This window comes from Kineococcus sp. AC630, assembly GCF_979255925.1.
The window spans coordinates 116651-143285 of the sequence record NZ_CEEDMJ010000011.1; the positions used below are offsets into that span (position 1 = coordinate 116651).

25 protein-coding genes are annotated in these 26635 nt (G+C 73.0%); 16 read left to right on the plus strand and 9 right to left on the minus strand.

Features of this window, described 5'->3' with window-relative positions; all coding sequences use genetic code 11:
• Nucleotides 1–9: 9 nt before the first annotated feature.
• Complete coding sequence (gene trhA / locus AC0I8G_RS13420; protein WP_380258854.1) at nt 10–690, plus strand: PAQR family membrane homeostasis protein TrhA; 681 nt, start codon at nt 10–12, stop codon at nt 688–690.
• Here trhA and AC0I8G_RS13425 read toward each other — a convergent pair.
• Nucleotides 680–2734 (minus strand): thioredoxin domain-containing protein, encoded by a 2055-nt coding sequence (locus tag AC0I8G_RS13425; RefSeq protein ID WP_471730351.1) that lies wholly within the window; start codon nt 2732–2734, stop codon nt 680–682. The genes trhA and AC0I8G_RS13425 overlap by 11 nt on opposite strands.
• A gap of 107 nt (nt 2735–2841) precedes the next feature.
• On the opposite strand from AC0I8G_RS13425, the gene AC0I8G_RS13430 reads away from it, so the two are divergent.
• The gene (locus AC0I8G_RS13430; RefSeq protein ID WP_471730352.1) at nt 2842–3261 is read left to right on the plus strand and encodes a VOC family protein; all 420 of its coding nucleotides are present in this window, start codon (nt 2842–2844) and stop codon (nt 3259–3261) included.
• Entirely contained in the window at nt 3258–4190 is a 933-nt protein-coding gene (locus AC0I8G_RS13435; protein ID WP_471730353.1) for a Gfo/Idh/MocA family protein, read from the plus strand. Before AC0I8G_RS13430 ends, AC0I8G_RS13435 begins: the two co-directional genes overlap by 4 nt.
• Here AC0I8G_RS13435 and AC0I8G_RS13440 read toward each other — a convergent pair.
• Both AC0I8G_RS13440 and mca read right to left on the minus strand, forming a co-directional pair.
• Nucleotides 4181–4483, minus strand: a complete 303-nt coding sequence (locus AC0I8G_RS13440; protein WP_471730354.1) for a hypothetical protein — start codon at nt 4481–4483, stop codon at nt 4181–4183. The two genes, AC0I8G_RS13435 and AC0I8G_RS13440, sit on opposite strands and share 10 nt — an antisense overlap.
• Nucleotides 4480–5376 (minus strand): mycothiol conjugate amidase Mca, encoded by an 897-nt coding sequence (mca, locus tag AC0I8G_RS13445; protein ID WP_471730355.1) that lies wholly within the window; start codon nt 5374–5376, stop codon nt 4480–4482. Before mca ends, AC0I8G_RS13440 begins: the two co-directional genes overlap by 4 nt.
• Nucleotides 5377–5514: 138 nt before the next feature.
• Between mca and AC0I8G_RS13450 the strand changes: the two genes are divergently transcribed.
• Both AC0I8G_RS13450 and greA read left to right on the plus strand, forming a co-directional pair.
• On the plus strand, nt 5515–5949 hold the full coding sequence (locus AC0I8G_RS13450; RefSeq protein WP_471730356.1) for a DUF4307 domain-containing protein: 435 nt from the start codon (nt 5515–5517) through the stop codon (nt 5947–5949).
• Between the two features lie 133 nt (nt 5950–6082).
• On the plus strand, nt 6083–6580 hold the full coding sequence (greA, locus tag AC0I8G_RS13455) for a transcription elongation factor GreA (protein WP_328292458.1): 498 nt from the start codon (nt 6083–6085) through the stop codon (nt 6578–6580).
• 90 nt (nt 6581–6670) lie between these two features.
• Here greA and AC0I8G_RS13460 read toward each other — a convergent pair whose 3' ends face one another.
• Nucleotides 6671–7879: an AI-2E family transporter gene (locus AC0I8G_RS13460; RefSeq protein WP_380258868.1), complete on the minus strand. Its 1209-nt coding sequence runs from the start codon at nt 7877–7879 to the stop codon at nt 6671–6673.
• A 90-nt stretch (nt 7880–7969) separates the two neighbouring features.
• Here AC0I8G_RS13460 and AC0I8G_RS13465 point away from each other — a divergent pair, with 90 nt between their 5' ends.
• Nucleotides 7970–9397, plus strand: a complete 1428-nt coding sequence (locus tag AC0I8G_RS13465) for a sigma 54-interacting transcriptional regulator (protein ID WP_471730357.1) — start codon at nt 7970–7972, stop codon at nt 9395–9397.
• Here AC0I8G_RS13465 and AC0I8G_RS13470 read toward each other — a convergent pair.
• On the minus strand, nt 9385–9993 hold the full coding sequence (locus AC0I8G_RS13470) for a rhomboid-like protein (protein ID WP_471730358.1): 609 nt from the start codon (nt 9991–9993) through the stop codon (nt 9385–9387). The two genes, AC0I8G_RS13465 and AC0I8G_RS13470, sit on opposite strands and share 13 nt — an antisense overlap.
• A gap of 31 nt (nt 9994–10024) precedes the next feature.
• Nucleotides 10025–11506, minus strand: a complete 1482-nt coding sequence (locus AC0I8G_RS13475; RefSeq protein WP_471730405.1) for a CoA-acylating methylmalonate-semialdehyde dehydrogenase — start codon at nt 11504–11506, stop codon at nt 10025–10027.
• 247 nt (nt 11507–11753) lie between these two features.
• On the opposite strand from AC0I8G_RS13475, the gene AC0I8G_RS13480 reads away from it, so the two are divergent.
• Nucleotides 11754–13796 carry a VWA domain-containing protein gene (locus tag AC0I8G_RS13480; RefSeq protein ID WP_380258876.1) on the plus strand — a complete coding sequence of 681 codons (2043 nt, stop codon included), beginning with the start codon at nt 11754–11756 and terminating at the stop codon, nt 13794–13796.
• A gap of 43 nt (nt 13797–13839) precedes the next feature.
• A complete protein-coding gene (locus tag AC0I8G_RS13485; protein WP_471730359.1) occupies nt 13840–15069 on the plus strand; it encodes an MFS transporter in 1230 nt (409 codons plus the stop codon).
• A gap of 95 nt (nt 15070–15164) precedes the next feature.
• Here AC0I8G_RS13485 and AC0I8G_RS13490 read toward each other — a convergent pair whose 3' ends face one another.
• Nucleotides 15165–16346: a cystathionine gamma-synthase gene (locus AC0I8G_RS13490; protein ID WP_471730360.1), complete on the minus strand. Its 1182-nt coding sequence runs from the start codon at nt 16344–16346 to the stop codon at nt 15165–15167.
• 105 nt (nt 16347–16451) lie between these two features.
• Here AC0I8G_RS13490 and msrA point away from each other — a divergent pair, with 105 nt between their 5' ends.
• The 4 genes from msrA to AC0I8G_RS13510 all read left to right on the plus strand — a co-directional run bounded on the left by msrA (nt 16452) and on the right by AC0I8G_RS13510 (nt 20287).
• Nucleotides 16452–17093 carry a peptide-methionine (S)-S-oxide reductase MsrA gene (gene msrA, locus AC0I8G_RS13495; protein ID WP_380259226.1) on the plus strand — a complete coding sequence of 214 codons (642 nt, stop codon included), beginning with the start codon at nt 16452–16454 and terminating at the stop codon, nt 17091–17093.
• Between the two features lie 234 nt (nt 17094–17327).
• Nucleotides 17328–18008 carry a response regulator gene (locus tag AC0I8G_RS13500; RefSeq protein ID WP_471730361.1) on the plus strand — a complete coding sequence of 227 codons (681 nt, stop codon included), beginning with the start codon at nt 17328–17330 and terminating at the stop codon, nt 18006–18008.
• A gap of 6 nt (nt 18009–18014) precedes the next feature.
• Nucleotides 18015–19196 carry a sensor histidine kinase gene (locus AC0I8G_RS13505; protein ID WP_471730362.1) on the plus strand — a complete coding sequence of 394 codons (1182 nt, stop codon included), beginning with the start codon at nt 18015–18017 and terminating at the stop codon, nt 19194–19196.
• Nucleotides 19193–20287 (plus strand): hypothetical protein, encoded by a 1095-nt coding sequence (locus tag AC0I8G_RS13510; protein WP_471730363.1) that lies wholly within the window; start codon nt 19193–19195, stop codon nt 20285–20287. Before AC0I8G_RS13505 ends, AC0I8G_RS13510 begins: the two co-directional genes overlap by 4 nt.
• Nucleotides 20288–20308: 21 nt before the next feature.
• Here AC0I8G_RS13510 and AC0I8G_RS13515 read toward each other — a convergent pair whose 3' ends face one another.
• Complete coding sequence (locus AC0I8G_RS13515; RefSeq protein WP_471730406.1) at nt 20309–21466, minus strand: dihydrodipicolinate synthase family protein; 1158 nt, start codon at nt 21464–21466, stop codon at nt 20309–20311.
• A gap of 44 nt (nt 21467–21510) precedes the next feature.
• The gene (locus AC0I8G_RS13520) at nt 21511–22659 is read right to left on the minus strand and encodes a Gfo/Idh/MocA family protein (RefSeq protein WP_471730364.1); all 1149 of its coding nucleotides are present in this window, start codon (nt 22657–22659) and stop codon (nt 21511–21513) included.
• A gap of 77 nt (nt 22660–22736) precedes the next feature.
• Here AC0I8G_RS13520 and AC0I8G_RS13525 point away from each other — a divergent pair, with 77 nt between their 5' ends.
• From AC0I8G_RS13525 to AC0I8G_RS13540, 4 genes are all read left to right on the plus strand, one after another.
• The gene (locus AC0I8G_RS13525; RefSeq protein ID WP_471730365.1) at nt 22737–23498 is read left to right on the plus strand and encodes a sugar phosphate isomerase/epimerase family protein; all 762 of its coding nucleotides are present in this window, start codon (nt 22737–22739) and stop codon (nt 23496–23498) included.
• A gap of 144 nt (nt 23499–23642) precedes the next feature.
• The gene (locus AC0I8G_RS13530; RefSeq protein ID WP_471730366.1) at nt 23643–24602 is read left to right on the plus strand and encodes a permuted SH3 domain-containing protein; all 960 of its coding nucleotides are present in this window, start codon (nt 23643–23645) and stop codon (nt 24600–24602) included.
• A complete protein-coding gene (locus AC0I8G_RS13535) occupies nt 24602–25363 on the plus strand; it encodes an ABC transporter ATP-binding protein (RefSeq protein ID WP_471730367.1) in 762 nt (253 codons plus the stop codon). The genes AC0I8G_RS13530 and AC0I8G_RS13535 overlap by 1 nt, the downstream gene beginning before the upstream one ends.
• Complete coding sequence (locus AC0I8G_RS13540; protein WP_471730368.1) at nt 25363–26592, plus strand: ABC transporter permease; 1230 nt, start codon at nt 25363–25365, stop codon at nt 26590–26592. Before AC0I8G_RS13535 ends, AC0I8G_RS13540 begins: the two co-directional genes overlap by 1 nt.
• Nucleotides 26593–26635 lie beyond the last annotated feature (43 nt).

A 26635-nucleotide genomic window follows, 5' to 3' on the forward strand; every position in this document is an offset into this window, starting at 1 on the left:
CGTCGCGACATGACGGTGGACCTCCCCCACGAGACCGCGGCGGCGCGCGCCAGGCTGAAACCCCGGCTGCGGGGGTGGCTGCACGCCGGGACGTTCCCCGCGGTGCTCGTCGCGGGGACCGCCCTCGTCTGCCTGGCCCCGACCCCGAGGACCCGGGTCGCCGCCCTGGTCTTCGCGCTCACCGCGGCCCTGATGTTCGGCACCAGCGCGGTCTACCACCGCGGGACGTGGTCACCGCGCGCGGAGGCCGTGCTGCGGCGCATGGACCACAGCAACATCTTCCTGCTCATCGCCGGCACGTACACCCCGCTGGCGGTGGCCACCCTGCCGGAGGGCAGGGCGCGGTTCCTGCTCGTCCTGGTCTGGGCCGGGGCACTGGCCGGGGTGGCGTTCCGGGTGTTCTGGATCGGTGCACCCCGGTGGCTGTACACCCCCTCCTACGTGGCGCTCGGCTGGGTCGCCGTCGGGTACCTGCCCGCGTTCGGGAGGGGCGGCGGGGTGGCCGTCGCGGTGCTGGTGGCCGTCGGTGGGCTGCTCTACTGCCTCGGTGCCCTCGCCTACGGCACGAAGCGCCCGAACCCGAGTCCCCGCTGGTTCGGGTTCCACGAGGTGTTCCACGCCTTCACCGTCGTCGCTTTCGCCGCCCACTACGTCGCCATCTCGCTGGCGACCTACCGGGTCAGCGCCTGACCCCCAGCGCCGCGGCGAGGTCCGCGACGTCCGTGCGGGGCAGGTCGCAGACCTGGCCGCGGCACACGTAGGCCGCGGCGAGACCGCCGACGAGGCCCCGGTCCTTCAGCAGTTCCGGCACGGAACCTCCGGGAACCCCGCGGGTGATCACCAGTCCCGGGGCGGTTCCGGCGAGCGCCGTGCGGTGCAGCGCAGCGGTCCCCGCGTCGCCGGGTTCGCCGACGACGGCGACCTCGCGGGGACCGTCGGCCAACGCCTCGGCGACGGCGAGGCCCCAGCCGGCGAACCTCGGGGACGCCGCGGCGAGCACCCCGACGGTGGCGAGGGCGCGCAGGGCACCGTCGCGGAACCGGGCCTCGCCGGTGAGGGCGCCGAGGCTGAGCAGGGCGCCGGCGGCCGCGGACGTCCCCGACGGGGTGGCCCCGTCGGAGGGGTCGGAGGGAGCACCCGCACCACCGCGGGCGGCGGAGAGCGCCGGGTCGACGTCGGCGACGTCGAGGAACGACCCGTCCGCCCCGGTGAAGCGGGCGAGGACCTCCTCGCCCAGGTCGCGCGCGACCTCGAACCAGCGCCGCTCCCCCGTCGCCGCGTGCAGGGCGAGGAGCCCCTCGGCCAGGTCGGCGAGGTCCTCGAGGACGGCGGCGGGTCGCCCGACGACACCGTCGCGCGAGACCCGGCGCCAGCCGTCGTCGGTGCGGTGGACCTCGAGGAGGAAGCGGGCCGCCTCGTCGGCGGCCAGCAGCAGGTCCGGGCGACCGAGGAGCGCACCGGCCTCGGCGAGGGCGGCGACGGCCAACCCGTTCCAGGCCAGCACGACCTTGTCGTCGCGGGCGGGTTGCGGACGGTCGGTGCGGGCCGCGGCGAGCCGTTCCCGCACCCGGTTCCAGCGGACGGCCTCGTCGCCGGTGAGCTCCCGGGTGAGCCGGGCCGTCGACGTGCCGTGCTCGAAGGTCCCCTGCTCGGTGACGCCGAGGAGGGTGACGGCCCAGGGCCCGTCGTCGAGGCCGAGGACCTCGACGAGGTCGCCCGGGGTCCACACGTAGGTGGCGCCCTCGACCGCGTGCTCCGTGCCGTCGGCGTCGAGCACGGGGGTGTCGGCGTCGAGGGACGCGGCGAACGCGCCCTGCGGGGTGCGCAGGTCGGTGAGCAGGAACTCGCACGCCTGCGCGGCGACCCGGCGGTGCTCCGCGGAACCCGTGGCCCGGTAGGAGTGCAGGTAGGCACGGGCCAGCAACGCGTTGTCGTACAGCATCTTCTCGAAGTGCGGGACGACCCAGCCGGCGTCGACGGCGTAGCGGGCGAACCCGCCCCCGACCTGGTCGGCCATGCCGCTGCGGGCCATGGCGGTGAGGGTCCGCTCGGCCAGCCCGGCCGCGACGTCGGACCCCGTCCGGGCGGCGTGGCGCAGCAGGAACTCCACCACCATGGCCGGCGGGAACTTCGGCGCACCGCCGAAACCGCCGTGGACGACGTCCTCCTCGGCGGCGAGGGCGTCGACGGCGCGGTCCAGCGCGTCGGCGTCGGGCACCTCCCCGGCGGAGGGGGTCATCGACCCGAGGGCCGCGGCGATCCGCCCGCTGGAGGCCAGGACCTCCTCGCGCCGTTCGCGCCAGGCCTCGCCGACCGCACCGAGGACCTGCCGGAACGAGGGGAGCTGCGGGTGCGGGCGGGGCGGGAAGTAGGTGCCCGCGTAGAACACCTCACCCGAGGGGGTGCAGAACGTCGTCATCGGCCAGCCCCCCTGCCCCGTCATGGCCGTCGTCGCGGCCATGTGGACGGCGTCCACGTCGGGCCGTTCCTCGCGGTCGACCTTCACGCACACGAACCCGGCGTTCATCTCGGCCGCGGTCTCGGGGTCCTCGAAGGACTCGTGGGCCATGACGTGGCACCAGTGGCACGCCGCGTAGCCGGTCGAGACCAGGACCGGGACGTCCCGCGCGGCGGCCTCGGCGAAGGCCTCGGGCCCCCACTCCTGCCAGTCGACGGGGTTGTGGGCGTGCTGGAGCAGGTACGGGCTGGTGGAGCGGTGGAGGCAGTTCGGCACGGGTTCACGGTGTCACGCCCCTCCTCCGCGGGCTCGCCGACGGCGGCGGGGAAGGGCGGGCGCACCGGGCCCGGGCCGCCTCCCGGGGCAGCCGGTAGCGTCGCCCCGTGACCGATCCGCTCCCCGTCGCCGGGCTCACGTTCCACCACGTCGGCGTCGCCTGCCGCGACCTGGACCGGGAACAGGCCGGGTACGCGCTCCTCGGCTACACCCCGGAGGGTCCTGACTTCGAGGACCCGATGCAGGGCGTCCGGGGCCGCTTCCTCGTCGCGCCGGGACAGCCGCGCGTCGAGCTCCTCGTCAACCTCGAGGGCAGCACGACGCTGGACCCGTGGCTGAAGGGGCCGGCGCGGATCTACCAGCAGGCCTACGAGACGCCCACCTTCGACGACAGCGTCGCGCAGTTCCAGGCCGTGGGGGCGCGGGTGGTCTCGCCGCCGGTGCCGGCCGTCGCGTTCGGGGGCCGACGGATCTGCTTCGTGATGCTGCGGACGATGACGCTGGTCGAACTGGTCGAGGCACCGTGAGCGCGCCGGTGCGCTTCGGTGTCCTGGGCACCGGGTACTGGGCCCGCACGTGTCACGGCGCGGCGCTGCAGGAGCACCCGGACGTGGAACTGGTGGGGTTCCACGGTCGCGACCTCGTGAAGGCCCGCGCGGCGGCCGACGAGTTCGGCGGCTCCGGGTTCGACGACCTCGACGCGTTCCTCGACGCCGTCGACGCGGTCACCATCGCCCTGCCCCCCGACGTCCAGGCCCCGTTGGCCGCCGCCGCGGCACGGCGCGGCAGGCACCTGCTCCTCGAGAAACCGCTGGCCTTCGACCTGGCCGCGGCCGACGACGTCGTCGCGGCGACCCGGGAGACGGGCATCGCCTCGATCACCTACCTGACCTACCTGTTCCAGCCGGACATCACGGACTGGCTGGCGCGGATGCGGGGGCTCGCCGACGAGCACGGCCCCTGGGAGGGCGGGGTGTTCCGGTGGGCGGGGAGCATCGACACCCCGGGGAACCCCTACGGCGACTCCCCGTGGCGCCGGGAGAGCCTCGGGTCCTGGGACACCGGACCGCACGCGTTGTCGATCGCCCACGAACTCTTCGGCCCGGTGAGCCGTGTCGTCGCCGGACGGGGCGTGCGCGACGCCGTGACCGTCTCGCTGGAACACGCGAACGGCGCCGGCACGCAACTGTCGCTGACCCTCACCGCACCCCCGGGAACGGGCGGGTCCTCCGCGACCGTCTGGGGACCGGGCGGCAGGCACGAACTGCCCCGTTTCCACGGGACCCCGCAGGAGGGTCTCCGCCGCGCCGTGGACCGGCTGCGCGCTGCGGCGGAGACCGGGGTCGCCGACCCGCTCGACGTCACCGCCGCGCGCGCGGTCGTCGCGGTGCTGGCCGCGGTCGAGGAGCACCTGGCCCGTCCCGACCACGCGACGGTGGTGCGGGCTCAGCCCTGAGCCGGGGGTTCCTCGTCGCCGGCGGGGGCGTCGGCGCCGTGGGCTCGTCGCACCGCGACCTCCTCGGACTCGGCGGCGGCGCGTTCGGCCTCCGCCTCCTCCTCGAGGCGCGCGCGCTGGTTCACCGCGCGCACCCGCCGGGCCATGCTGCGGCCCAGCAGGTACACCGCGAGCGCCAGGAAGAACAGCGCCAGGAAACCCCACAACCCGGGGTTCACCAGGTTCGGGTCGACCGTCTTCGTGGTCGTCGACGTGGGCGACGGCGTCGCCGCCACGAGCAGAGCGGTGATCACGCGCCGTCCCGCAGCCCGGCGAACAGGTCGTCCTCGGGGGTCGTCGTGGGGACGTGGCTCAGCGCGAGGTGGTAGTCCTCGGTCGGCCACAGGTCGCGCTGGAGTTCCATCGGGACCCCGAAGAACCAGCCGTCGGGGTCGATCTGGGTGGCGTGCGCGAGCAGCGCCCGGTCCCGGGTCTCGAAGAAGTCCGCGCACTCGATCCGGGTGGTGATCTCGAGTTCGGTGCGCTTCGGGGCGTCGGGGTTCGCCGCCTCGTCGTCCATGCGCTGGATCCACTCCGCGAAGGGCGACTCCTTGCCCTGGGCGAGCAGCGCCTCGTGGAAGGTGCGCATCCGGGCCCGGGAGAAGTTCGCGTGGTAGTAGAGCTTGGAGGTCCGCCACGGTTCACCGGCCTGCGGGAACCTCGCCGGGTCCGCGGCGGCGTCGAAGGCGGCGCGGGAGACGACGTGGGTCATGATGTGGTCCGGGTGCGGGTAACCGCCCGACTCGTCGTAGGTCGTCATGACGTGCGGACGGAACTCACGCACGACGTGGACCAGCGCGTCGACGGTGAACTCCTCCGGGGTCAGCGCGAAGCACCCGCTCGGCAGCGGCGGCAGCGGGTCGCCCTCGGGCAACCCGGAGTCGACGTAGCCGAGCCAGCGGTGCTGCACCCCGAGGATGCGCGCGGCCTCGGCCATCTCGTGCCGGCGGTACTCGCCCATGTCCCGCAGCAGGGACGCGTTCTCCTTCAGCCGCGGGTTCAGCACGTCGCCGCGTTCCCCGCCGGTGCACGAGACGACCAGCACCTCGACCCCCTCGGAGACGTAGCGCGCCATCGAGGCCGCACCCTTGCTCGACTCGTCGTCCGGGTGGGCGTGCACAGCCATCAGCCGCAACGTCTCCGCCACCTTGATCCCTCTTCCCCGTGTACCTGTCGCCCTCTGCGTCCCCTCCCGCGCCGGGCGGGTGGGACGATCGGGGTCCATCCTCGCCGATCCGTCCCGCCCCGCGAGCACCACCCTCGCCCGTCACCCCAGGAGCTCACCGTGTCCAGCCGCCAGGCGCCCCGGGACCTTCCCCCCGACGTGCTCGCGCAACGCTACGGACGTCGTCCCCGGCGCACCGGCAGGCGCTGGTACCGCAGCCCGGTGCGACTGGGCGCCGCGATCGTCGGCGCGGTGCTGGTCATCGCCTACGGCGTGTGGGTCTCGGTGGCGCAGTCCTCGGGCGCGGCGTACCAGGAGATCAGCCACACCATCGTCGACGACCGGACCGCCGAGATCCGCTTCAGCGTGACCCGCGAGCCGGGGACGGCCGTGCGCTGCCAGGTGCACGCCCTCGACGACGGGTCCTCCGAGGTGGGGCTGCTGCAGGTCGACGTCCCCGCCTCGAGCGAGCGCGACGTCCAGGAGTCGGTGCAGGTCAGGACGACGTCGCGGGCCGTGACGGTGGGCGTGGAGTCCTGCAGCACGGTGGAGTAGCGGTGGAGCGGTCCAGCTTCGAGGACTAGGCTTGACCGTTCGAGTCGCTCGCTCCCGCGGTCGCGGGGCCGGCGGCTCGATTGTTTGCGGGGGGGCACCAGGCCCGTCCGGGGCACGTGACAGGGAGCAGACCGTGAGCGAGACGACCACCGGCAGCGTGACGTGGCTGACCCAGGACGCCTTCGACCGGCTGAAGGCGGAGTACGACCACCTCGCCGGGGAAGGCCGCACCGAGCTCGCCAAGCGCATCGAGCAGGCGCGCGAGGAGGGCGACCTCAAGGAGAACGCGGGCTACCACGCCGCCAAGGAGGAGCAGGGCAAGCAGGAGCTGCGCATCCGTCAGCTGCGCCACCTGCTCGAGACCGCGCAGGTCGGCGAGGCCCCGCCGTCGGTGGCCGGCGAGGTCACCCTCGGCTCGGTCGTGACGGTCGAGCTGGCCGGCGAGGAGATGGTCTTCCTGCTCGGCAGCCGCGAGATGGGCGACGGCGCCGGTCTCGACGTGTACAGCGAGAAGTCGCCGCTGGGCGCGGCGATCATCGGCAAGCAGCCCGGGACCGAGGTCGCCTACACCGCGCCGAGCGGCAAGAAGGTGCCCGTGAAGATCCTCAGCAGCGAGCCGTTCCACGCCTGAGGCTTGCGGCTCCCGGTGGGATCGTTGCCTCCCCGAGGTCGTCTGGTGACCTCGGGGAGGCAACGATCCCGCGGCAGGGACCGACCGCACTCAGCGCTTGACGTCCGTCGCGCCCTCGTCGTCGAGGTGCTCGGAGGCGTCGTTGGGTGCGGGGGCGTCCGGGGCCAGCGGCGCGTCCGAGGCGTCGATCTCCGCGACCTCCTCGGTGGGTCTCCCGGCGCGGGCCAGCGCTGAGACGCCGGTGTTCAGCACCGCGACGAGCGGCACCGCGAAGAGGGCACCGACGATCCCGAAGACGGTCGCCCCACCGGCGACGGCGAGGATCACGGCCAGCGGGTGCACGGCCACCGCACGGCCCATGAGGAAGGGCTGCAGCAGGTGGCTCTCGACCTGCTGGACCAGGATGATCACGCCGAGCATGATCAGCGCGACGACGGGTCCCTGGGCCACGAGGGCGACGAGCACGGCGACGATGCCGGACAGCAGGGCCCCGACGATCGGGATGAACGCACCCAGGAACACCACGAGCCCGAGCGGCACCGCGAGCGGCACCTGCAGGATGGCCGCCCCGATCGCCACTCCCGCGCCGTCGACGAAGGCGACGATGACGGTGGCGCGCATGTAGTGCACGAGGGTCAGCCACGACGAGCGGGCGGCGTCGTCGAGGGGGTCACGGGCCGGCTGCGGCAGGAGGTGCAGCAACCAGGACCAGATCCGACGGCCTTCGAGCAGGTAGAAGAACGTCGCGAACAGGGTGATGAAGAAGCCGGCCACGAGGTGCCCGGCCGTGGTGGCGACCGAGGTCGCCCCCGAGACGATGGCGTCGCGGTTGTCGGAGATCGCCGTCTCCACCTGGTCGACGTAGCCCGAGATCGACGACGACGACAGGTGCAGCGGGCCGCTGGAGAGCCAGCGCTCGACCTCGCCGACGCCCTCGGTGGCGGAGTCGGACAGGTCGCCGAACCCGCTGGCGGCCTGGGTGGAGATGAGCGTGACGAGTCCGGCGACGATGGCGAGCGCCAGCAGCAGGATCACGAGCGCGGCGACGGGACGCGGCACCCCCACACGGTGCGCGCGGCCGACGAGCGGCCCGAGCAGGGCGGTGATGAGCAGCGCCACCAGGACGGGGATGAGGATCTCGCTGACGAAGCTCAGACCCTTCGCCAGGACGTAGACCGCGGCGACGACGGCGAGGAACCGCCAGGACCACTCGGCCGCGAGGCGCAGCGCCGGCGACACGTAGGGGCGGGACGGGTGGTGGACCGGGTCGTTGCCCGGGCGGTCGACAGCGCGTTGCACGGGATCATCCTGCCCCCCGGCGGGCCGCTCAGCCCGTGCTGGGCGCGAACACCGGTGCGCATCGTCGCGACCGGACGTAGGTTTCACCTCGTGAGCACCAGTGAGATTCCCACGCTCCCCCTCGAACCCCCTGCGGAACTTCCCCGCACCCTCGGCGCGCTCCGGGCCTCCGGGCACCGCCACGTCGGCGTCAAGCAGGAACTGCGCACCAACCTCGTCGCCCGCATGCGGGCGGGTGAGGACCGCTTCCCCGGTGTCGTCGGCTACGAGGACACCGTCGCGCCCGAACTGGAACGGGCCTTGCTCGCCGGCCACGACGTCGTCCTGCTCGGCGAACGCGGCCAGGGCAAGACCCGGTTGCTGCGTTCCCTCGTCGGTCTGCTCGACGAGTGGACCCCCGTCATCGAGGGCAGCGAGCTCAACGAGCACCCCTACGCACCCCTCACGCCGGCCTCGCGGCGCCGGGCGGCGGCCGAGGGCGACGACCTGCCGGTCGCCTGGTTGCACCGCTCGCTGCGCTACGGCGAGAAGCTCGCCACCCCGGACACCTCCGTCGGTGACCTCATCGGCGACGTCGACCCGGTGAAGGTGGCCGAGGGTCGGGCCCTGGGCGACCCGGAGACGATCCACTTCGGTCTGGTGCCCCGCACCAACCGCGGGATCTTCGCCGTCAACGAACTCCCCGACCTCGCCGAACGCATCCAGGTGTCGCTGCTGAACGTGCTGGAGGAGCGCGACATCCAGGTCCGCGGCTACCAGCTGCGGTTGCCGCTGGACCTGCTGCTGGTGGCGAGCGCGAACCCCGAGGACTACACCAACCGCGGCCGCATCATCTCGCCGTTGAAGGACCGCTTCGGGGCCGAGGTGCGCACGCACTACCCGCTGGAGGTGTCCACCGAGATCGACCTCGTCCGTCAGGAGGCCGACGTCGTCGCGGAGGTCCCGGAGCACCTCCTCGAGGTGATCGCCCGCTTCACCCGCGCGGTGCGCGAGTCGCCCGCCGTCGACCCGGCCTCCGGCGTCTCGGCCCGGTTCTCGATCGCGGCGGCCGAGACGGTCTCCGCGGCCGCCCTGCGTCGGCACGCGTTGTCCGGTGAGACCGGGGACCCGGTCGCGCGCGTCGGGGACCTGCACACCGTCGTCAGCGTCCTCGGCGGCAAGGTGGAGTTCGAGCAGGGCGAGGAGGGCCGGGAGGTCGAGGTCCTCGAGCACCTGCTGCGCACCGCGATCGCCGAGACCTACCGCTCGCTGCTGGGCGGGGCCGAACTGTCCGGGTTCTCCGAACTCGTGACCGAGGGCCGCACCGTCGAGACCGGTGACCTGGTGCCGGCGGAGAAGCTGCTGGAACAGGTCGGGACGATCGCGGGGCTCGCGCAGGTCCTGGACCGGTTGGGGTTGGCGGACGCGACCGCGGGTCGCGCGGCGTCGGGGGTCGAGTTCGTCCTCGAGTCCCTGCACCTGACGCGGCGTCTCGACAAGCTCGTCCTCGACGACGGCCGGACGGTCTACGGCAGCTGAGCCTGCCTGGCCCGGTGGGCCACGAGCGCGAACGTCAGGCCGATCCCGAGGGCGATGAGGTGGCCCACCGCGGTGAAGTCCGGTGCGAGGGCCAGGATCGCGACGAGTGCGGCGGCGGGCAGCAGGACGTAGGGCAGCCGCACCCGTCGCGGCACCCTGGCCGCGAGCAGACCGATGACGCACGCCAGCCCGTAGCTGACCCCGACGTCGGGGGCGTGCGCGACGCCGGGGTCCAGGCGACCGTGGGTCAGCTGGGCGACGAGCACCACGGCGACCGTCAGGGTCGCGCCGACGTGGCCGAACCCGAACGCGAGCAGGGTGGGGACCCGACCCAGCCACCGGGTGCAGGCGGTCAGGGCGAGCACGAGCGGGACGAGGATGAGCAGGCCCTCGCCGTCGGGGACGACGATCGAGGACAGCAGCAGCACCCGGAACGGGAAGCGGCGGAGGTTCGCGAGGTTGGTGCTGGAGTCCTGGACGAACCCGACCTGGTCGCGGTCCGGCTGGAACTGCAGGGCCGCGAACACCACGAGGACGACGACGGCGTAGACCAGGGCGATCTCGGCACCCCGCAGGTGACGACGGAGGGGGCGCACCCACCCAGTGTGGACGCGCCCCCTGTGAGACTCAGTCGTTCTGCGGGAACCCGAGGTTCAGGCCGCCGTGGCTGGGGTCGAGCCAGCGTTCGGTGACGACCTTGCCGCGGGTGAAGAAGTGCACGCCCTCGACGCCGTGGGCGTGGGTGTCGCCGAAGAGCGACTGCTTCCAGCCGCCGAAGGAGAAGTACGCGACCGGGACGGGGACCGGCACGTTGATGCCGATCATCCCGACCTGGACCTCGTTGCGGAACTTCCGCGCGGCCCCGCCGTCGTTGGTGAAGATGGCGACGCCGTTGCCGTACTTGTTGGCGTTGATGAGGTCCAGACCCTCGGCGTAGCTCTCGACGCGCACGACGGAGAGGACCGGCCCGAAGATCTCGTCGGTGTAGATCGACATGTCGGTGCCGACCTTGTCGAAGAGGGTCGGCCCGAGCCAGAAGCCGTCCGCGTCCCCGTCCGGGACGACCTCGCGGCCGTCGATGACGAGTTCCGCGCCCTCGGTGACGCCGGCGTCGACGTAGCCGGTGACCTTGTCGCGGTGGGCGCCGGTGACCAGGGGGCCCATGTCGCACCCGCGCCGGCCGTCACCGGTGCGCAGGGTCGCGACGCGTTCCTTGATCTTGGCGATGAGCTCGTCGGCGATCGAGTCCACCGCGACGAGGGCGGAGACGGCCATGCAGCGTTCCCCGGCGGAGCCGAACCCGGCGTTGACGGCCGCGTCGGCGGCCAGGTCGAGGTCGGCGTCGGGCAGGACCAGCATGTGGTTCTTGGCGCCGCCGAGGGCCTGGACGCGCTTGCCGTGCGCGGTGCCCGTCTCGTAGACGTACTTCGCGATCGGGGTGGAACCCACGAAGGACACGGAGGCGACGTCGGGGTGGGTCAGCAACCCGTCGACGGCGACCTTGTCGCCGTGCAGGACGTTGAAGACGCCGTCGGGCAGCCCGGCGTCCTTCCAGAGCCGGGCGATGAAGTTCGCCGCGGAGGGGTCCTTCTCGCTCGGCTTGAGGACGACGGTGTTGCCGGCCGCGATGGCGACGGGGAAGAACCACATCGGGACCATCGCCGGGAAGTTGAACGGCGAGATGATCGACACGACGCCGAGCGGCTGGCGGATGGAGTAGACGTCGATCTTGGTGGAGGCGTTCTCGGTGAACGCGCCCTTCACCAGGTGGTTGATGCCGCAGGCGAGTTCCACGACCTCCTGGCCGCGCGAGACCTCGCCGAGGGCGTCGGAGACGACCTTGCCGTGCTCGGAGGTGATGATCTCGGCGAGCTCGCCCTTGCGCTCGTCGAGGAGCTGACGGAACTTGAACAGGATCGTGGTGCGCCGCGCGAGGGAGGTGTCGCGCCAGGCCGGGAACGCGGCCTTGGCAGCGGCGACGGCGGCGTCCACGTCCTGCGGGGAGGCGAGGGCGACGGTCTTGGTGCGCTTGCCGGTGGCCGGGTCGTAGACGTCCGCCGCTCGGTCGCCGGACCCTGTCGCGAGGTCACCGGAGATCCAGTGCTGCACGATCGGCAGCGACGACGGGTTGGCCAGCGCACCAGCGTCGGCGGTGGTGCTGGCGGTGGTGGTGGTCACGAAGCCCTCCTCGGACGTCATCGGCGGGACGACTCCCGCCAAGGTGTCGAACGCGGCCCATCATGCCACCCGGACGACCCTGTTTGTCCAGACAAACTGTCATGGAAATCAGGGGTCGGGCGACGCTCCGTCGAGAAGCCCGTGGCGGATGTCCGAGGTCGGACGTAGCTTCTGAGGCGTGGCAGGACGTGATGCGGGCGGTCGGGACAGCTGGAGCAGGCGACGCGGCGGACGGTACCGCTACGGCGAGTGGGCGGGCGGCCCCGACCCGCTGGCCCCGCCCTACGACGTCCGGGCGGCGCTGGACGAGGTCGGTCAGCAGGTCCTGCGCGGTGGATCGCTGCGCGACGCCCTGCGCGACCTGCTGCGCAACGGCCCCGACGGCCGCTCCGGCATGGACGACCTGCGCGCCCGGGCCGCCCGGATGCGTCGTGACGCGGCCCGCCGCGGGGACCTCGACGGCGCCCTGACCAAGGCCCGTGCCCAGCTCGACCAGGCCCTCGCCGCCGAACGCGACGAGCTCTCCGGCCGCGACGGCGACGACGCCCGCTTCAGCGAGGCCCGCCTCGACGCGCTCCCCCGCTCCACCGCCCAGGCCGTCCGCGACCTCGAGGACTACCAGTGGGCCAGCGAATCGGCCCGCCAGCAGTACCAGCAGATCCTCGAGAGCCTGCGCAACGACGTGCTCGACCAGCAGTTCCGCGGCATGAAGCAGGCGCTGGAGAGCGGTGACCCGTCCAGCGTGCAAGCGCTCAAGGACATGATGAGCGACCTCAACGACCTGCTCGCCAAGAAGGCCCGGGGGGAGGACACCCAGGCCGACTTCGACGAGTTCATGGCCAAGCACGGCGACACCCTCGGCGAGGAGGGCATCGAGAACCTCGACGACCTGGTCGACTCCCTCGCCCGCCGCGCCGCGGCGGCGTCGCGGTTGATGCGCTCGCTCTCGCCGCAGCAGCGCGACGAGCTGTCCTCGCTGATGCAGCAGGCCATGGGCGACGACGTCGACCTCCAGGCGCAGATGTCCCAGCTCAACGACAACCTGCGCGCCCTGCGCCCCGACCTGGACTTCTCCCGCGGGGAACGGGTCCGCGGTCAGCGCGGCAGCGAACCCCTCGGCTACGGCGAGGCGGCCGACGCGCTGCAGGACATCTCCGAGCTCGACGACCTGCTCGACCAGCTCGGCCAGGAGCACCCCGGCGCGACGCTGGACGACGTCGACGTCGACACCCTGGAACGCCAGCTCGGTCGCGGTGCCGCCGACGACCTGCGCCGGCTGCGCGACCTCGAGCGCGAGCTCCAGCGGCAGGGGTGGCTGTCCCGCTCCTCCGAGGGACTCACGCTGTCCCCCAAGGCGTTGCGCCGGCTCGGTCAGACGGCGTTGCGCGACGTGCTCGGTCGCCTCGACGCGGGTGGTCGCGGCGACCACGACAACCGCGACGCCGGTGCGGGCGGTGAACCGACCGGGTCCACGCGGGGCTGGGAGTTCGGCGACGAACAACCCCTCGACGTCGTCCGGACCGTCTCGAACGCGCTGAAACGTGGTGCGGCGCAGGGACGCACGGGGGCGGTGAAGCTGTCCTGGGAGGACTTCGAGGTCGTCGAGACCGAACGTCGCGCGGGGGCCGCCGTCGCGCTGTGCGTCGACCTGTCGTACTCGATGGCCGCCGAGGGTCGCTGGGGTCCGATGAAGGAGACGGCGCTGGCGCTCTCGCACCTGATCTCGACGAAGTTCCCCAACGACGCGTTGCAGATCATCGGGTTCGGGCTGCACGCGCAGCCCATGACGGTCGGCGAACTCGCCGAGGTCGAACCCGACTTCGTGCAGGGCACCAACCTGCAGCACGCGCTGAGCCTGGCCCGTCGCCACGTCCGGCGGCACCCCGACGCCGAACCCGTCGTCCTCGTCATCACCGACGGGGAACCCACCGCCCACCTCGACGACACCTACGGCACCCCCGAGGCGGTGTTCCAGTGGCCGCCGACGCAGGCCACCATCCGGGCCACCGTGCAGGAGGTCGACCAGCTCACCCGGTTCGGCGCGACGATCAACCTGTTCATGCTCGGGGAGGACCCGGGGCTGCGCCGCTTCGTCGAGGCCGTGGCCCGGCGCAACGGCGGGCGCGTCCTCTCCCCCAGCCCCGAACGGCTGGGGCAGTACGTCGTCGACGACTACCTGCGCTCGCGGGCCGGGCGACGGGGGAACCGCCGGGCCTCCTAGAACCCGCTGGTCCCCACCGGGAGGGGTGTGCCACGGTGCTCGGGTGAGCAGCGCCGCCCGCGTGGTCGAGGCCGTCCTCCCCCGCCGGCTCGGGACGGGTTTCCGCTGGCTCATCGCCTCCAGCTGGGCCGGCAACCTGGGCGACGGGCTGGCGCTCGCGGCGGGGCCGTTGCTGGTCGCCTCCCTCACCGACGACGCGTTCCCGGTCGCGCTGGCCGCGCTCGCGGCCTGGCTGCCGCCCCTGCTCTTCGGTCTGGGGGCCGGGGTGCTCTCCGACCGGGTCGACCGGCGCCTGATCGTGCTCACCGTCGACGTCGTGCGGGCGCTGGTCCTGGTCGCGCTGGCCGTCGTCGTCGCGACCGGGAACGCGGGCATCCCGCTCGTCCTCGGCGCGCTGTTCCTGCTCGCCACCGCAGAGGTCTTCGCGGACAACACGGCGAGCACGCTGCTGCCGGTCCTCGTCGCCCGCGACGACCTGGCGGTCGCGAACGCCCGCATCCAGACGGGTTTCGTGACGGTGAACCAGCTCGCCGGCCCACCGCTGGGCGCCCTGCTCTTCACCCTCGCCCACGCGACCCCGTTCGCGGCCCAGGCCGGGCTCTGCGCCCTCGCCGCGGTATTCGTCGCCCGGATGCGCCTCCCCGCGCGGGACGCGGAACGCGCGAGCACCACGCCCTGGCACGACGTCGCGGAGGGGATCCGCTGGACCGCCCACCACCCGGCCGTGCGGGTCCTCGTGGCGACGATCTTCATCTTCAACGTCACCTTCGGTGCCGCCTGGTCGGTCCTCGTCCTCTACGCGCGGGAGCGGATCGGGCTCGGCGAGATCGGTTTCGGCCTCGTGACCACCGTCGGAGCGGCCGGCGGCATCGTCGGCGTCCTGGCCTACGGCTGGATCACCCGCCACGTCTCCCTGGGCAACCTCATGCGGATCGGGTTGGTGGTCGAGACGTTCACCCACCTCGGCCTCGCGCTGGCCCGGACCCCGTGGGTGGCGCTCCCCGTGTTCTTCGTCTTCGGCGCCCACGCGTTCGTCTGGGGCTCGACGTCGATCACCGTGCGCCAGCGCGCCGTCCCGCACGGGTTGCAGGGCCGGGTCGGCGCCGTCAACACCGTCGGGACGTTCGGTGGACTGGCGATCGGGAGCGGGTTCGGAGCCGTTCTCTCGCAGCACTTCGGCGTGACCGCGCCGTTCTGGTTCGCCTTCGCCGGGTCGGCGGTCTTCGTCGTCCTGATCTGGCGGCCGCTGCGCCACGTGGCCCACGACGACTGACCGACGGCCGCTGGGCGGGCGGCTGGGTGGGTGGGATCGTTGCCTCCCCGGGGTCGCTCAACGTCCTCGGGGAGGCAACGATCCCACCGTGCGACTCAGCCCAGCGCCTGCGCGAGGTCGGCGACGAGGTCGTCGGCGTCCTCGATCCCGACGGACAGCCGGACGAGGTCGTCGGGGACCTCGAGGAGGGAACCCGCCACCGAGGCGTGGGTCATCCGGCCGGGGTGCTCGACGAGGGACTCGACCCCGCCGAGGGACTCCCCCAGGGTGAACAGTTGCGTGGCCCCGCAGACCTTCAGGGCGTCCTCGACCGAGGCCAGGCGGAAGCTGATCATCCCGCCGAAGCGCTTCATCTGCCGGGCGGCGACGTCGTGGTTGCGGTGCTCGGGCAGGCCCGGGTACAGGATCCTCGTGACCCGCGGGTGGGACTGCAGGAACTCGACGACGCGTTCGGCGTTGTCGCAGTGGCGCTCCATCCGGACGGCGAGGGTCTTCAGCCCGCGCTGGACGAGCCAGGAGTCGAAGGGACCGGGCACCGCGCCCAGGGAGTTCTGGTGGAAGCCGATGCGCTCGGCGAGGGAGTTCCCCCGCCCGTCCTCGCCGTCGCGCACGACGACGGCCCCGCCGACGACGTCGGAGTGCCCGCCGGCGTACTTGGTGGTCGAGCTGATGACGAGGTCGGCGCCGAGGGTCAGCGGCGTCTGCAGGTAGGGCGTCGCGAAGGTGTTGTCGACGACGAGCAGGGCCCCCGCGGCGTGGGTGATCTCGGCGATGGCCGCGATGTCGCCCACGGTGAGCAGCGGGTTGGTCGGCGTCTCCAGCCACACCAGGCGGGTCCGGCCGGGCTGGACGGCGGCGCGCACGGCGTCCAGGTCGGCCAGGTCGACCGGGGTGTGCTCCACGCCCCACGGTTCGACGACCCGCTTCACCAGCCGGTAGGTGCCGCCGTAGGCGTCGTTGGGGATGACGACGTGGTCGCCGGGCTTGAGCAGGGCCCGGAGGATCCCGTCCTCGGCGGCGAGACCGGAGGCGAAGGCGAACCCGGCGGCACCCTGCTCGAGGGCGGCGAGCTGGGTCTCCAGCGAGGCGCGGGTCGGGTTGCCGGAGCGCGAGTACTCGTAGCCCGCGCCGAGCCCGGTCCGCAGCGCGCCGACACCGTCCTGCTTGTAGGTGGAGACCTGGTAGATCGGCGTCACCACGGCCCCGGTCGAGGGATCGGCCTCCTGGCCGGCGTGGATGGCTCGGGTGGAGAAGCCTGGCAGCTGCGCATCAGTCACGAGGTCCAGAGTAGGGAACGTCCGGGCCGCGACCGTGGTTGAGGAAGACACGACGGCGGAGAAGGAGCTGGTGACGTGCTGTTCGGCAACCCGTTCAAGACGACGATGGTGACCGCGGACGAGGCCCTCAAGGGCTCGGAGACGCGACGCTTCGAGGTCCCGACGACCCACACGGTCCTCGGTACCCCGCTCGAAGGCCCGTGGCCCGAGGGCACCGAGGTGATCTCGTTCGCCATGGGCTGCTACTGGGGCGCGGAGCGCATCTTCTGGCAGGTCCCGGGCGTCGTGACGACGGCGGTGGGCTTCCAGGGTGGCTTCACGAAGAACCCGACCTACGACGAGTCGACGACCGGGCGCACCGGCCACGCCGAGACGGTCCTGGTCGCCTACGACCCCACCCGGGTCAGCCCCGAGGTCCTGCTGAAGACGTTCTGGGAGAACCACGACCCGACCCAGGGCTTCCGCCAGGGCAACGACCGCGGCACGGAGTACCGGTCCGCGATCTACACGACCACCGACGAGCAGTGGGACGCCGCGCAGAAGACGCGCGAGACGTTCCAGCGCGAGCTCAGCGAGCACAAGCACGGCCAGATCACGACGGAGATCCGCAAGGCCTCCGACGCGGGCCCGTTCTGGTACGCCGAGGACTACCACCAGCAGTACCTGGACAAGGTCCCCAACGGCTACTGCAACCACGGCCCGAACGGCCTGACCTGCCAGATCGGTCTGGTCTCGACGGGCGACTGACCCGTTGACGCCACGAGGGGACGGTGCCCGTGGGCACCGTCCCCTCGTGTGCGTACGCCCCCCAGCGCATGCTCGGCCACCCGTCCCCCCGGCGGGGTGCCTGCGACGATCCTCGCAGAGGGGGGTACCTGGTCGGCACCATCCGGACACCCCCCTTTCGGGGTGCACCGTCGTCCCCGCCCGGCAGCAGGCGGTCCAAGATCCCGGTAGCCTCGGCGCGGAAGGAGGACCGACGTGACCATCTTGCGCATCGCGGCGGTCGACGACCACCCCGCGCTCCTCACCGGTCTCCAGCTCGAGCTGGCCCGGCTGGACGCGGGCCTGCAGTTCGTCGCCACCGCACCGACCGTCCCCGACCTGCTGTTCCAGCTGCAGGGAGCCCCCGGGCCGGACGTCGTCCTGCTCGACCTCAGGTTGGGCGACGCCTCGCGCCCGGCGGACAACGTCCGCTCCCTCCTCGAAGCCGGCAGCCGCGTCCTCGTCTACACCGAGGGACGCGCGCACGCCGAGGCGCTGGAGGCGTTGCAGGCCGGCGCCCAGGGGGTCCTGCTCAAGGACCGCCCGGTCGCGACGGTCGCCGAGGCGCTGCGGTCCATCGCCGACGGCGACACCCTGCAGTCCGCCGAGACCGCGGCCGCGCTGCAGGTCGACGAGACGCTCACGTCGCACCTGTCCCCCCAGGAGCGACGCGTCCTGGAGCTGTACGCGGGGGGCATGCCCGCCCGGTCGGTGGCCCTGCGCCTCGGCGTCACGCTCGAGACGGCCAAGAGCTACCTGAAGCGGATCCGCGCGAAGTACGCGGCGCTGGACCGGCCCGCCTACACCCGCATGGAGCTCTACCGCCGTGCCGTCGAGGACGGCGTCCTCGCCCCGCTGGCCTCCCCCGCCCCGGGTCCCCGTGACCTGCGGGACTGACCTGAGGTGACGCGCCGCGGCGTCCACCGCCTCCTGGCGCTCGTCCTGGCCCTGGGTCTGGTCTCGGTCGCACCGACCGTCGTGACGAACCTGCTCGCCGGGCGTTCGCAGTTCCCCGTCGCCTGGTCCGCCTCGATCTGCGCCGGCTACCTGGTGATGCTGGCGGTGCTGCTGACCCAGGCCGTTCGCCGGGGCTCCTGCCAGGTCCCCGCGTGGGGTCTGGTCGTCCTCGGTGACCTGGCCCTGGCCGGCTACCCGCTGCTGGCGACCCGCGCCGACGACGACGTCCCGTGGGTGCTGGCGCTCTCCGCGCTGACCGTGGGCGCCGGTGCGGTGGCCGCGCCGTCGTTGGGGGGAACGCTGGGGCTGACGGTCCTGCACCTCGCCCTGCGGGGGCTGCTGCAGGTCAGCGGCGTCTGGTTCGTCGCCCCCGACGTCGGCGTCCTCGAGGCCGTCGGCCTGCTCGTCGTCGCGATCGCCGTGTCCGTCGCCGTCCAGGCCGTGCACGACGCCGCCCACCAGGTCGAGTCGGCCCGAACCACCGCTGATCGCGCGGCGGTCGCCGCGGCCGCGGCCCGCGCGGTGGAGCTGGAGAACTCCCACTGGGACGGCATCGTGCACGACGACGTGCTCGCCTCGCTGTCGCTGACCGCGCACGCCCGTGACGACGTCGCCGACCGGGTGCGCGCCGCGGCCGCCGCGGAGCGGGCGCTCGTGAGCATCGACGCGGGGTCCCCCGGTCTGCGCGACCCGGCACCGGTCGGGCTGGACGAGACGGTGTCCCGCCTGCAGGACACCGTCCTCGCGCTGCACCCGCAGGCGGTGCTGAGCACGCCACGGGTCCCCGTCGGCCGCCTCGCCCCGGAGGCCCTCGAGGCCCTCGTCGCGGCGACGGCGGAGGCCGTGCGCAACGCGGTGCGGCACGGGTCGTCGGCGGGGGCTGCGCCGACGGTCCGGGTCCGGATCCGCGCGGACGTGCCGCGGGGCCGCCTCAGCGTCGAGGTGCGCGACGACGGGGTCGGGTTCGACACCCGTCGCGCCACCCCGCGCCTCGGGCTCGCGGTCTCGGTGCGTCGGCGGGCCGACGTCGTCGGCGGCCGGGCACTGGTGCGCTCGGTCCCGGGGATCGGCACCGTCGTCCTGCTCGGCGTCCCGTTGTTGGACGTCACCGCCGAGGTCGTGGGGTGACCGGGGTCCAGCGGGCCTGTCTCATCGGCACGGTCATCTGGCTGTTCTCGCACGGGCCGCTGGTGGCGTTGCTGTCCCTGCACCAGCACCGGGCGCCCGCGCTGTCGCTGCTGGCCCTGACCGTCGTCCTGATCGTGAGCGCCGTCGCGGTCCGCCCCCTGCTCGGGCGGCCGCTGGACCTCTCCACCCGCGCCGCCCTGGGGATGGCGCTCGTCGTACCGCTGAGCGGGCTGGCCGTCACCCCGTTCCTCGACGAGTCGCTGTGGCGCACCTACGGCGACTACTGGCCGGGACTGACCCAGATCATCGTCGCCGCACTGGTGATGCGCCGGCAGTGGCTGCCGGGACTGATCGCCGAACTCGCCTCCGCCGCGGTGCTCGGTGTCCTCGTCGCCGGCTCCGACCTACCGGACCGGGCGGTGGTGTTCGCGGCGCTGAACCAGCCGGCCATCGTCTGGTTCACCGCCTCGGTCGGGGTCCGGTTCGTCTTCGACCGCACCGCCCGCGACGTCGCCCGCTACGACGCCGACACCGGACGGGCGATCGCCGCGCAGGCGAGCACGCAGGCCCGGGACGCGAGCGCCCGGGAACGCCGCGAGGACCTGGAGCACGGTGTCGTACCGCTCCTGCGGCGGGTCGCGATGACCCGGCCCGAGGCCCCGACGTGGTCGCTGCTGTCCCGGGGCGCCCTGGTGCTGGAACGGCAGCTGCGCGACGACCTGCGCGCCCGCGAACTCCTCGACGACACCGTCCGGGCCGGCCTGCGCGAGGCCCGGGCGCGCGGCTGCACCGTGGACGTCGTCGACGACCGCGGCACCGGGGTCGAGGACCCACCCGAGTTCGTCGCCGCCGTGCGGGCCGTCCTGGCTCCCGCGCTGCGGGTCTGCACCGACGCCCGGGTCACCCTGCGCCTCACCCCGGGCGGACGGCACGCGACGTTGTCCGTCGACGGTTCCGCCGCCGACGCCGACGCGGTGGCGACGTCGTTGCGGGCGGCGGAACTGCGCGGGACCCCGCTCACGGTGGAGACGGAGCTGGACCTGCTCGACGGCGCAGGTTCGCTCTGGGCGGACCTGCGCCCGCCCCGCTGAGGCCCCGCGCGGGGGTGGGGCTCAGACGGGGAAGCCGTGGACGGCGAGGTAGTCGCGCAGTCGGCGCGCGGCGAGGTCGGGGTCGCCGAGGACGCCGGCCTCGTCGGCGAGGCGGAACGTCTCGGCCTGGTGCACGGCGCTGCGGGCGGAGTGCAGACCCCCGACCATCGCGTACCCGGGCTGGCGGCCGTCCAGCCAGTTCAGGAAGGCGATCCCCGCCTTGTAGTAGGGCGTGGGCGCCCCGAACACGTGCCGCGCCAACGGGACCGTCGGGTCGAGGGCCGCCCGGAACCCGGTGACGTCACCGGCGTCGAGGCGGACCAGCGCCGCGGCGGCGACGTTCGCGATGCCCGCGAAGATGCCGAGCAGGGCGTCGGAGTGGAACTGCCCGTCGCCCTGGATGAGGTCGGGGTAGTTGAAGTCGTCGCCGGTGTAGAGCCGGACCCCCTCGGGCAGCCGGGCGCGCAACGCCTTCTCGTGGTCGGCGTCGAGCAGCGACACCTTGACCCCGTCGACGTGGGAGGCGTTGGCCCGCACCAGCTCGACGAAGGTGTCGGTCGCCGCGGCGACGTCGCGGGAACCCCAGTACCCGGCCAGCGCGGGGTCGAACACCTCCCCCAGCCAGTGCAGCACGGCGGGCCGGCGGACCTGGGACAGCAGGCCGGAGTACAGCGCGAGGTAGTCCTCCGGGCCCTGGGCGCTCGCGGCGAGGTGCCGGCTCGCCATGAGGATGGGCTGGGCGCCGGCGTCCTCGACGATCGCGAGCTGTTCCTCGTAGGCGGCGCGGACGACGTCGAGGCCGTGCGGGCCGGGGGCGAGCTGGTCGGTGCCCACCCCCGCAGCGATGGCGCCGCCGACGGCCGCGGCCTCGGCGGCGCTGCGGCGCACGAGTTCCGTCGTCGCGGCGAAGTCGAGACCCATCCCGCGTTGCGCGGTGTCCATCGCCTCGGCCACCCCGAGACCGAGCGAGAACAGCCGGCGCCGGAACGCCAGCGTCGCGTCCCAGTCGAGGTCGGCGACCGCGCCGGGGACGTTCTCGGCCCCGGCCCGGGGGACGACGTGGGCCGCGGCGAAGACCGTCCGGGACCGGGCCGGCCCGGACGGGACCTCCCACGCGATGGGTTCGTGCACGGCGTGCTCGACGAGTTCCACGGAACCGTCGCTGCCCCGACGGGGCAGTCGCAGCACCTGCCCCGTCAGCGCACGCCCCTGCGTCAGCGTGGTCACAGCGACAGCTCCGTGATCTCCACGCGCCGTCCCTGCGCCGAGGACTCCAGTCCGGCCTGCGCGAGGCGCACACCCCGTGCGCCGGAGAGGAAGTCGTAGGGGTGGGGGGTGTCGGCGACGACGTGGCGGACGAACTGCTCCCACTGGACCTTGAACCCGTTGTCCACGGGTTCGTTGTCGGGCACGACGGCCCAGTCGTCGCGGTAGCGGTGCTGTTCGGGCAGGTCGGGGTTCCAGACGGCCTTCGGGGTCACCGATCGCGGCTGGACCCGGCAGGAGAACAACCCGGCCACGGCGCTGCCGAGGGTCCCGTCGACCTGGAACTCGACGAGTTCGTCGCGGTCCACGCGGACGGCCCACGAGGAGTTGAGCTGGGCGATGATCCCGCCCTCGAGCTCGAAGATGGCGTACGCGGCGTCGTCGGCCGTGGCCTTGTACGCCTCGCCCTTCTCGTCGTAGCGGATCGGCACGTGGGTGACGGCCTTCGCCGTCACGGCCTCGACGGGGGCGATGGTCTGCTCCAGCACGTAGTTCCAGTGGCAGAACATGTCGGCCACGATCCCGCCGCCGTCCTCCGCACGGTAGTTCCAGCTGGGTCGCTGCGCGGGCTGCCAGTCGCCCTCGAACACCCAGTAGCCGAACTCCCCGCGGACGGAGAGGATCTCGCCGAAGAACCCGGAGTCGACGAGGCGCTTCAGCTTCCGCAGCCCGGGGAGGAAGATCTTGTCGTGGACGACGCCGTTCTTGACCCCCGCGCGGGCGGCGGCGCGGGCGAGTTCGAGGGCTCCCTCGACGCTCTCCGCGGTGGGCTTCTCGGTGTAGACGTGGCGGCCCGCGGCGATCGCCTGCAGGATCGAGCGTTCGCGCGCGGAGGTCACCTGCGCGTCGAAGTAGAGCGGGTAGTCGTCGTCGGCGAGCGCCGCGTCGAGGTCGGTCGTCCAGTGCTTCAGGTCGTGGCGTTCGGCGATCTCGCGGAGCTTGTCCTCGGAACGCCCCACCAGGAGGGGTTCCAGCTGGACCCGGGAACCGTCGGGGAGCTCCACCCCGCCCTGTTCGCGGATGGCCAGGACGGACCGCAGCAGGTGCTGGCGGTACCCCATCCGGCCCGTGACGCCGTTCATGACCACACCGAGGCGGTGCACCATCGCTGCCTCCAAGAGAGTTCGGGAATGCGCTTTCCAGAGGCTAGGCCAGGGCGGTCGCCCCGTGCAAGGATCCGGACGTGCTGGTTCCCGGGTTGTGCTCGATCACGTACCGACAGCTCGACGTCGACGGCGTCCTGGAGCTCGCCGCGGCGGCCGGCCTGTCCTGCGTGGAGTGGGGCGGTGACGTCCACGTGCCCGTCGGCGACGTCGCCACCGCGGCCGACGTGGCGCGGCGCACGGCCGACGCCGGCCTGACCGTCGCCTCCTACGGCTCCTACCACCGGGCGGGCGTCCACGACGACGCCGACGCCGTCATCGCGACGGCGACCGCCCTCGGCGCGCCCCGGATCCGGGTCTGGGCCGGCGACCAGGGGTCGGCCGAGGCCAGCCCGGTGGACCGGCTGCGGGTCGTCGCCTCGCTGGCCGAGACCGTCCGGCGCGCCCACGACGCGGGCGTCGAGATCGGCACGGAGTCCCACGGCGGCACCCTCACCGACACGACGGAGTCGACCCGGCGCCTGTTCACCGAGGTCGACGAACTCGTCGGCGCCCGCACCCTCACGACGTACTGGCAGCCGAGCGTCGACGCGGGTGAGGACGCGGCCATCGCCGAGCTCGCGGCGCTGGTGGACCGGGTCAGCACCGTGCACGCGTTCTCCTGGTGGCCCGGCACGACCCGGCTCCCCCTGCGGTCCCGGCACTCGCTGTGGCACCGGGCGTTCGAGCTGGTGCGGGCGGCGGGCGGTGACCACGACGTGCTCCTGGAGTTCGTCCCGGGCGACGACCCCGACCTGCTCGCGGGCGAGGCGGCGACGCTGCGGGGGTGGTTGAACCCGTGACCGTCGACGCGGTTCGTGGAGGTTTCTCGTACGTCCCACGAAGATCACACAGACGCTGCTAGGTTCCGGCCCAGCCGTTCGGGGGACCGGCAGCCTGCAGCGTGCACCAGCGACCCACCCCCGAGAACACCCGGAGGTGCCGTTGTGGGCGTTGTCCGCACTGTCGTGTTCCCCGCCCTCAGACTGGTCGTCTGGGCCGTCATCGCGATCGCCCTGCTCTACATCGCCTTCGTCCGCCCGTCCGGCAACGACGCCGACGCGGCCGCCAGCCCCTCCGCCGTCGTCGACCCGCCCGCCGCGGCCGTCACCCGGGGGGACGTGACCAACACCGTGTCCCTGCAGGGCAGCATCCAGGCCGACCCCGCGACCACCGTGAAGAACACCACGACCGGGGTCGTCGGCAAGGTCCGCGCCGACGTCGGCGACACCGTCGACAAGGGCACCCCGCTGTTCACCGTCGTCGTCACGACCGACCCGCCGGTCTCCACCGTCGCCGGGAAGCTCGCCACCCTCGACGTGCTCGCCGACCAGGCGGTCACCGTCGGGGACGCCGTCGCGACCGTCAGCCCGGGAACCCTCTCGATCTCGGCTCCCATGACGCAGGCCCAGCAGTTCCGCCTGCTCGCCCCGCCGACGACCGCGCAGGTCACCGTGCCCGGTGGCCCCGGCACGTTCGAGTGCACCGGCCTGCGCACCGGGACCCCCACCACCACCCCCGCGCCCTCGGACCCGGGCAACGGCGGCTACGTCGACCCCTACTCCGACCCGTCCGCGTCGATGACCGGCGCCACCGTCTCCTGCGCCGTACCGCAGGGGGTACAGGTCTTCGCCGGGCTGAGCGCGACCGTCGACGTCACGGCCGGCAACGCGACCGGCGTCCTGCTGGCCCCCGTCACCGCGGTCCAGGGCAGCGTCGGGAAGGGCAAGGTCTGGGTCGTCGCCGACGACGGCTCCCAGGTCGAGACCGAGGTCAGCCTCGGCCTGACCGACGGCCAGAACGTCGAGATCACCCAGGGGCTCACCGAGAACCAGCAGATCCTGCAGTTCGTCCCGAACACCGACACCCCGAGCGACGGTTCGGGCATGTTCGGGATGGGCTACTGATGGAGACCTCTACCACCGGGTCGACCACCGGATCGGACGACGTGGTGAGCCTCACCGACGTCAGTCGCACGGTCCGCCTGCCCGACGGCAAGGACCTGCACATCCTCACCGGGGTGAACCTGCACATCGCGCGCGGCGAGCACATCGCCGTCGTGGGGCGCTCCGGGTCGGGGAAGTCCACGCTGCTCAACATCGTCGGCCTGCTCGACGCGCCCACCGGCGGTCAGTACCTGCTCGACGGGAAACCCGTCTCGGGGTTGTCCGGCCGGCGCACGGCGAAGCTGCGCGGCGCGACGTTCGGGTTCGTCTTCCAGCAGTTCAACCTGCTGCCCGGCCGCACCGCGACCGAGAACGTCGCCAACCCGCTGATGTACGGCACCGGTCGGGACTTCTTGCGGCGCAAGAAGACCGCACGCGCCATGCTGGAACGCGTCGGCCTCGGCCACCGCCTCGACACCATGCCGGAGAAGCTGTCCGGCGGTGAGCAGCAGCGGGTCGCGCTGGCCCGCAGCCTGGTCCGCCGTCCCCGCGTGCTGCTGGCCGACGAACCCACCGGCGCGCTCGACGTCGACACGGGCTCGGCGGTGATGGACGTGCTCGAGGAACTCGTGCGCGACGACGGCACGACGCTGGTCACCATCACCCACGACCTGTCCGTCGCCTCGCGCGCCGACCGGCAGTTCCGTCTCGACCACGGCGTCCTCACCGAGATCACGACGGACACCCTGGCGAGCGCGACGGCCCACCGGGAGACGATGTGATGGGGTTCTTCGCGGCGATCTCCGAGGCCTGGAGCGAGATCCGCGTCAACCGGACCCGCGTCGTGCTGTCCCTGGTCGGGGTGTTCCTCGCGGTGTTCGCGATGACCACGATCACGGCCGTCGGCAACATGGCCCGCCAGATGGTCGGCGAGACCACCGAACGCTCCAGCGGTCGCCCGGCCACCCTCCGGGTCGACGCCTACAGCAACGGCACGAACTCCGCCGACGGCGTGCAGACGGTGGAGACCGCCCTGCGCGAGGCCGCCACGCGGCACGAGGTGTCCTGGTGGGGCCTGGCGTCCTACCAGTACGGCGGCGGCGGGCAGCTCACCGTCCGCTTCCCCGCCGGGACGCAGCTCGTCACGGCCACGACGGTCGACCCGAGCTACGGCACGATGCACCGGGTCATCACCTCCGAGGGCCGCTGGTTCTCCGCGGGCGACGACGACGCGTTCTCGCCCCGCCTCATCGTGAACCAGGCCTTCGCCGACCAGCTCGGAGGTTTCGACCCCGCGAACCCGTTGACGGTCGTCCTCGGGGGCGACACCCCCGTCACCGCCACCGTCGTCGGGATCTCGTCCTCCGCGAGCTACGACGCGACGACCCCGGGCGCCTACGTCCTCAACGCCGACGCGCAGCGCTGGAACCTGCTGGGCGACCCGGCGAACTCCTCCCCGCCGGGTCTGGAGCTGTGGGTGCCGAACGCCGACGCGGACGCCCTCGTCTCCGCCCTGCAGACCGAGGTCCAGGCCAGCCTGCCGGGGTACTCCGTCTCGGTGCAGCGCCAGGACGCCGGTGACGAGCTGAACGTCCTCGACACGATCCTCGCCTACGGGGTCCGCGGCGTCGGGATCTTCGCGCTGCTGCTCGGCGGGATCGGGGTGCTGAACGTCGGCCTCGTGACCGTGCGTCAGCGCATCCGGGAGATCGGGGTGCGGCGCAGCTTCGGGGCGACGGGGAGCCGGGTGTTCTTCGCCGTGCTCTTCGAGTCCGTCGCGGCCACGTTCGTGGCGGGTTTCCTCGCGGTGATGCTCTCGATCATCCTGATCTCGAACTTCCCGCTGCAGTCCGTCCTGCCGGCGGGGGTGACCCTGGAGGACGTTCCGCCGTTCCCGCTGGAGGCCGCCGTCGAGGGCCTGGTCGCCGCGACCGCCGTCGGCGCCCTCGCCGGCCTCGTCCCCGCCACGATGGCCGTGCGCGCCAAGGTCATCGACGCGATCCGCTACTGACCCTCGACCCACTCCTGGGGAACTTCCCACCCTTCCGCGAGCC

Coding starts and splice junctions, on each gene's coding strand:
- AC0I8G_RS13535 (WP_471730367.1), top strand. CDS start 24,602: ATGGAGACCTCTACCACCGGGTCGACCACCGGATCGGACGACGTGGTG.
- msrA (WP_380259226.1), top strand. CDS start 16,452: ATGGTGACCGCGGACGAGGCCCTCAAGGGCTCGGAGACGCGACGCTTC.
- trhA (WP_380258854.1), top strand. CDS start 10: ATGACGGTGGACCTCCCCCACGAGACCGCGGCGGCGCGCGCCAGGCTG.
- AC0I8G_RS13520 (WP_471730364.1), bottom strand. CDS start 22,659: ATGGTGCACCGCCTCGGTGTGGTCATGAACGGCGTCACGGGCCGGATG.
- AC0I8G_RS13540 (WP_471730368.1), top strand. CDS start 25,363: ATGGGGTTCTTCGCGGCGATCTCCGAGGCCTGGAGCGAGATCCGCGTC.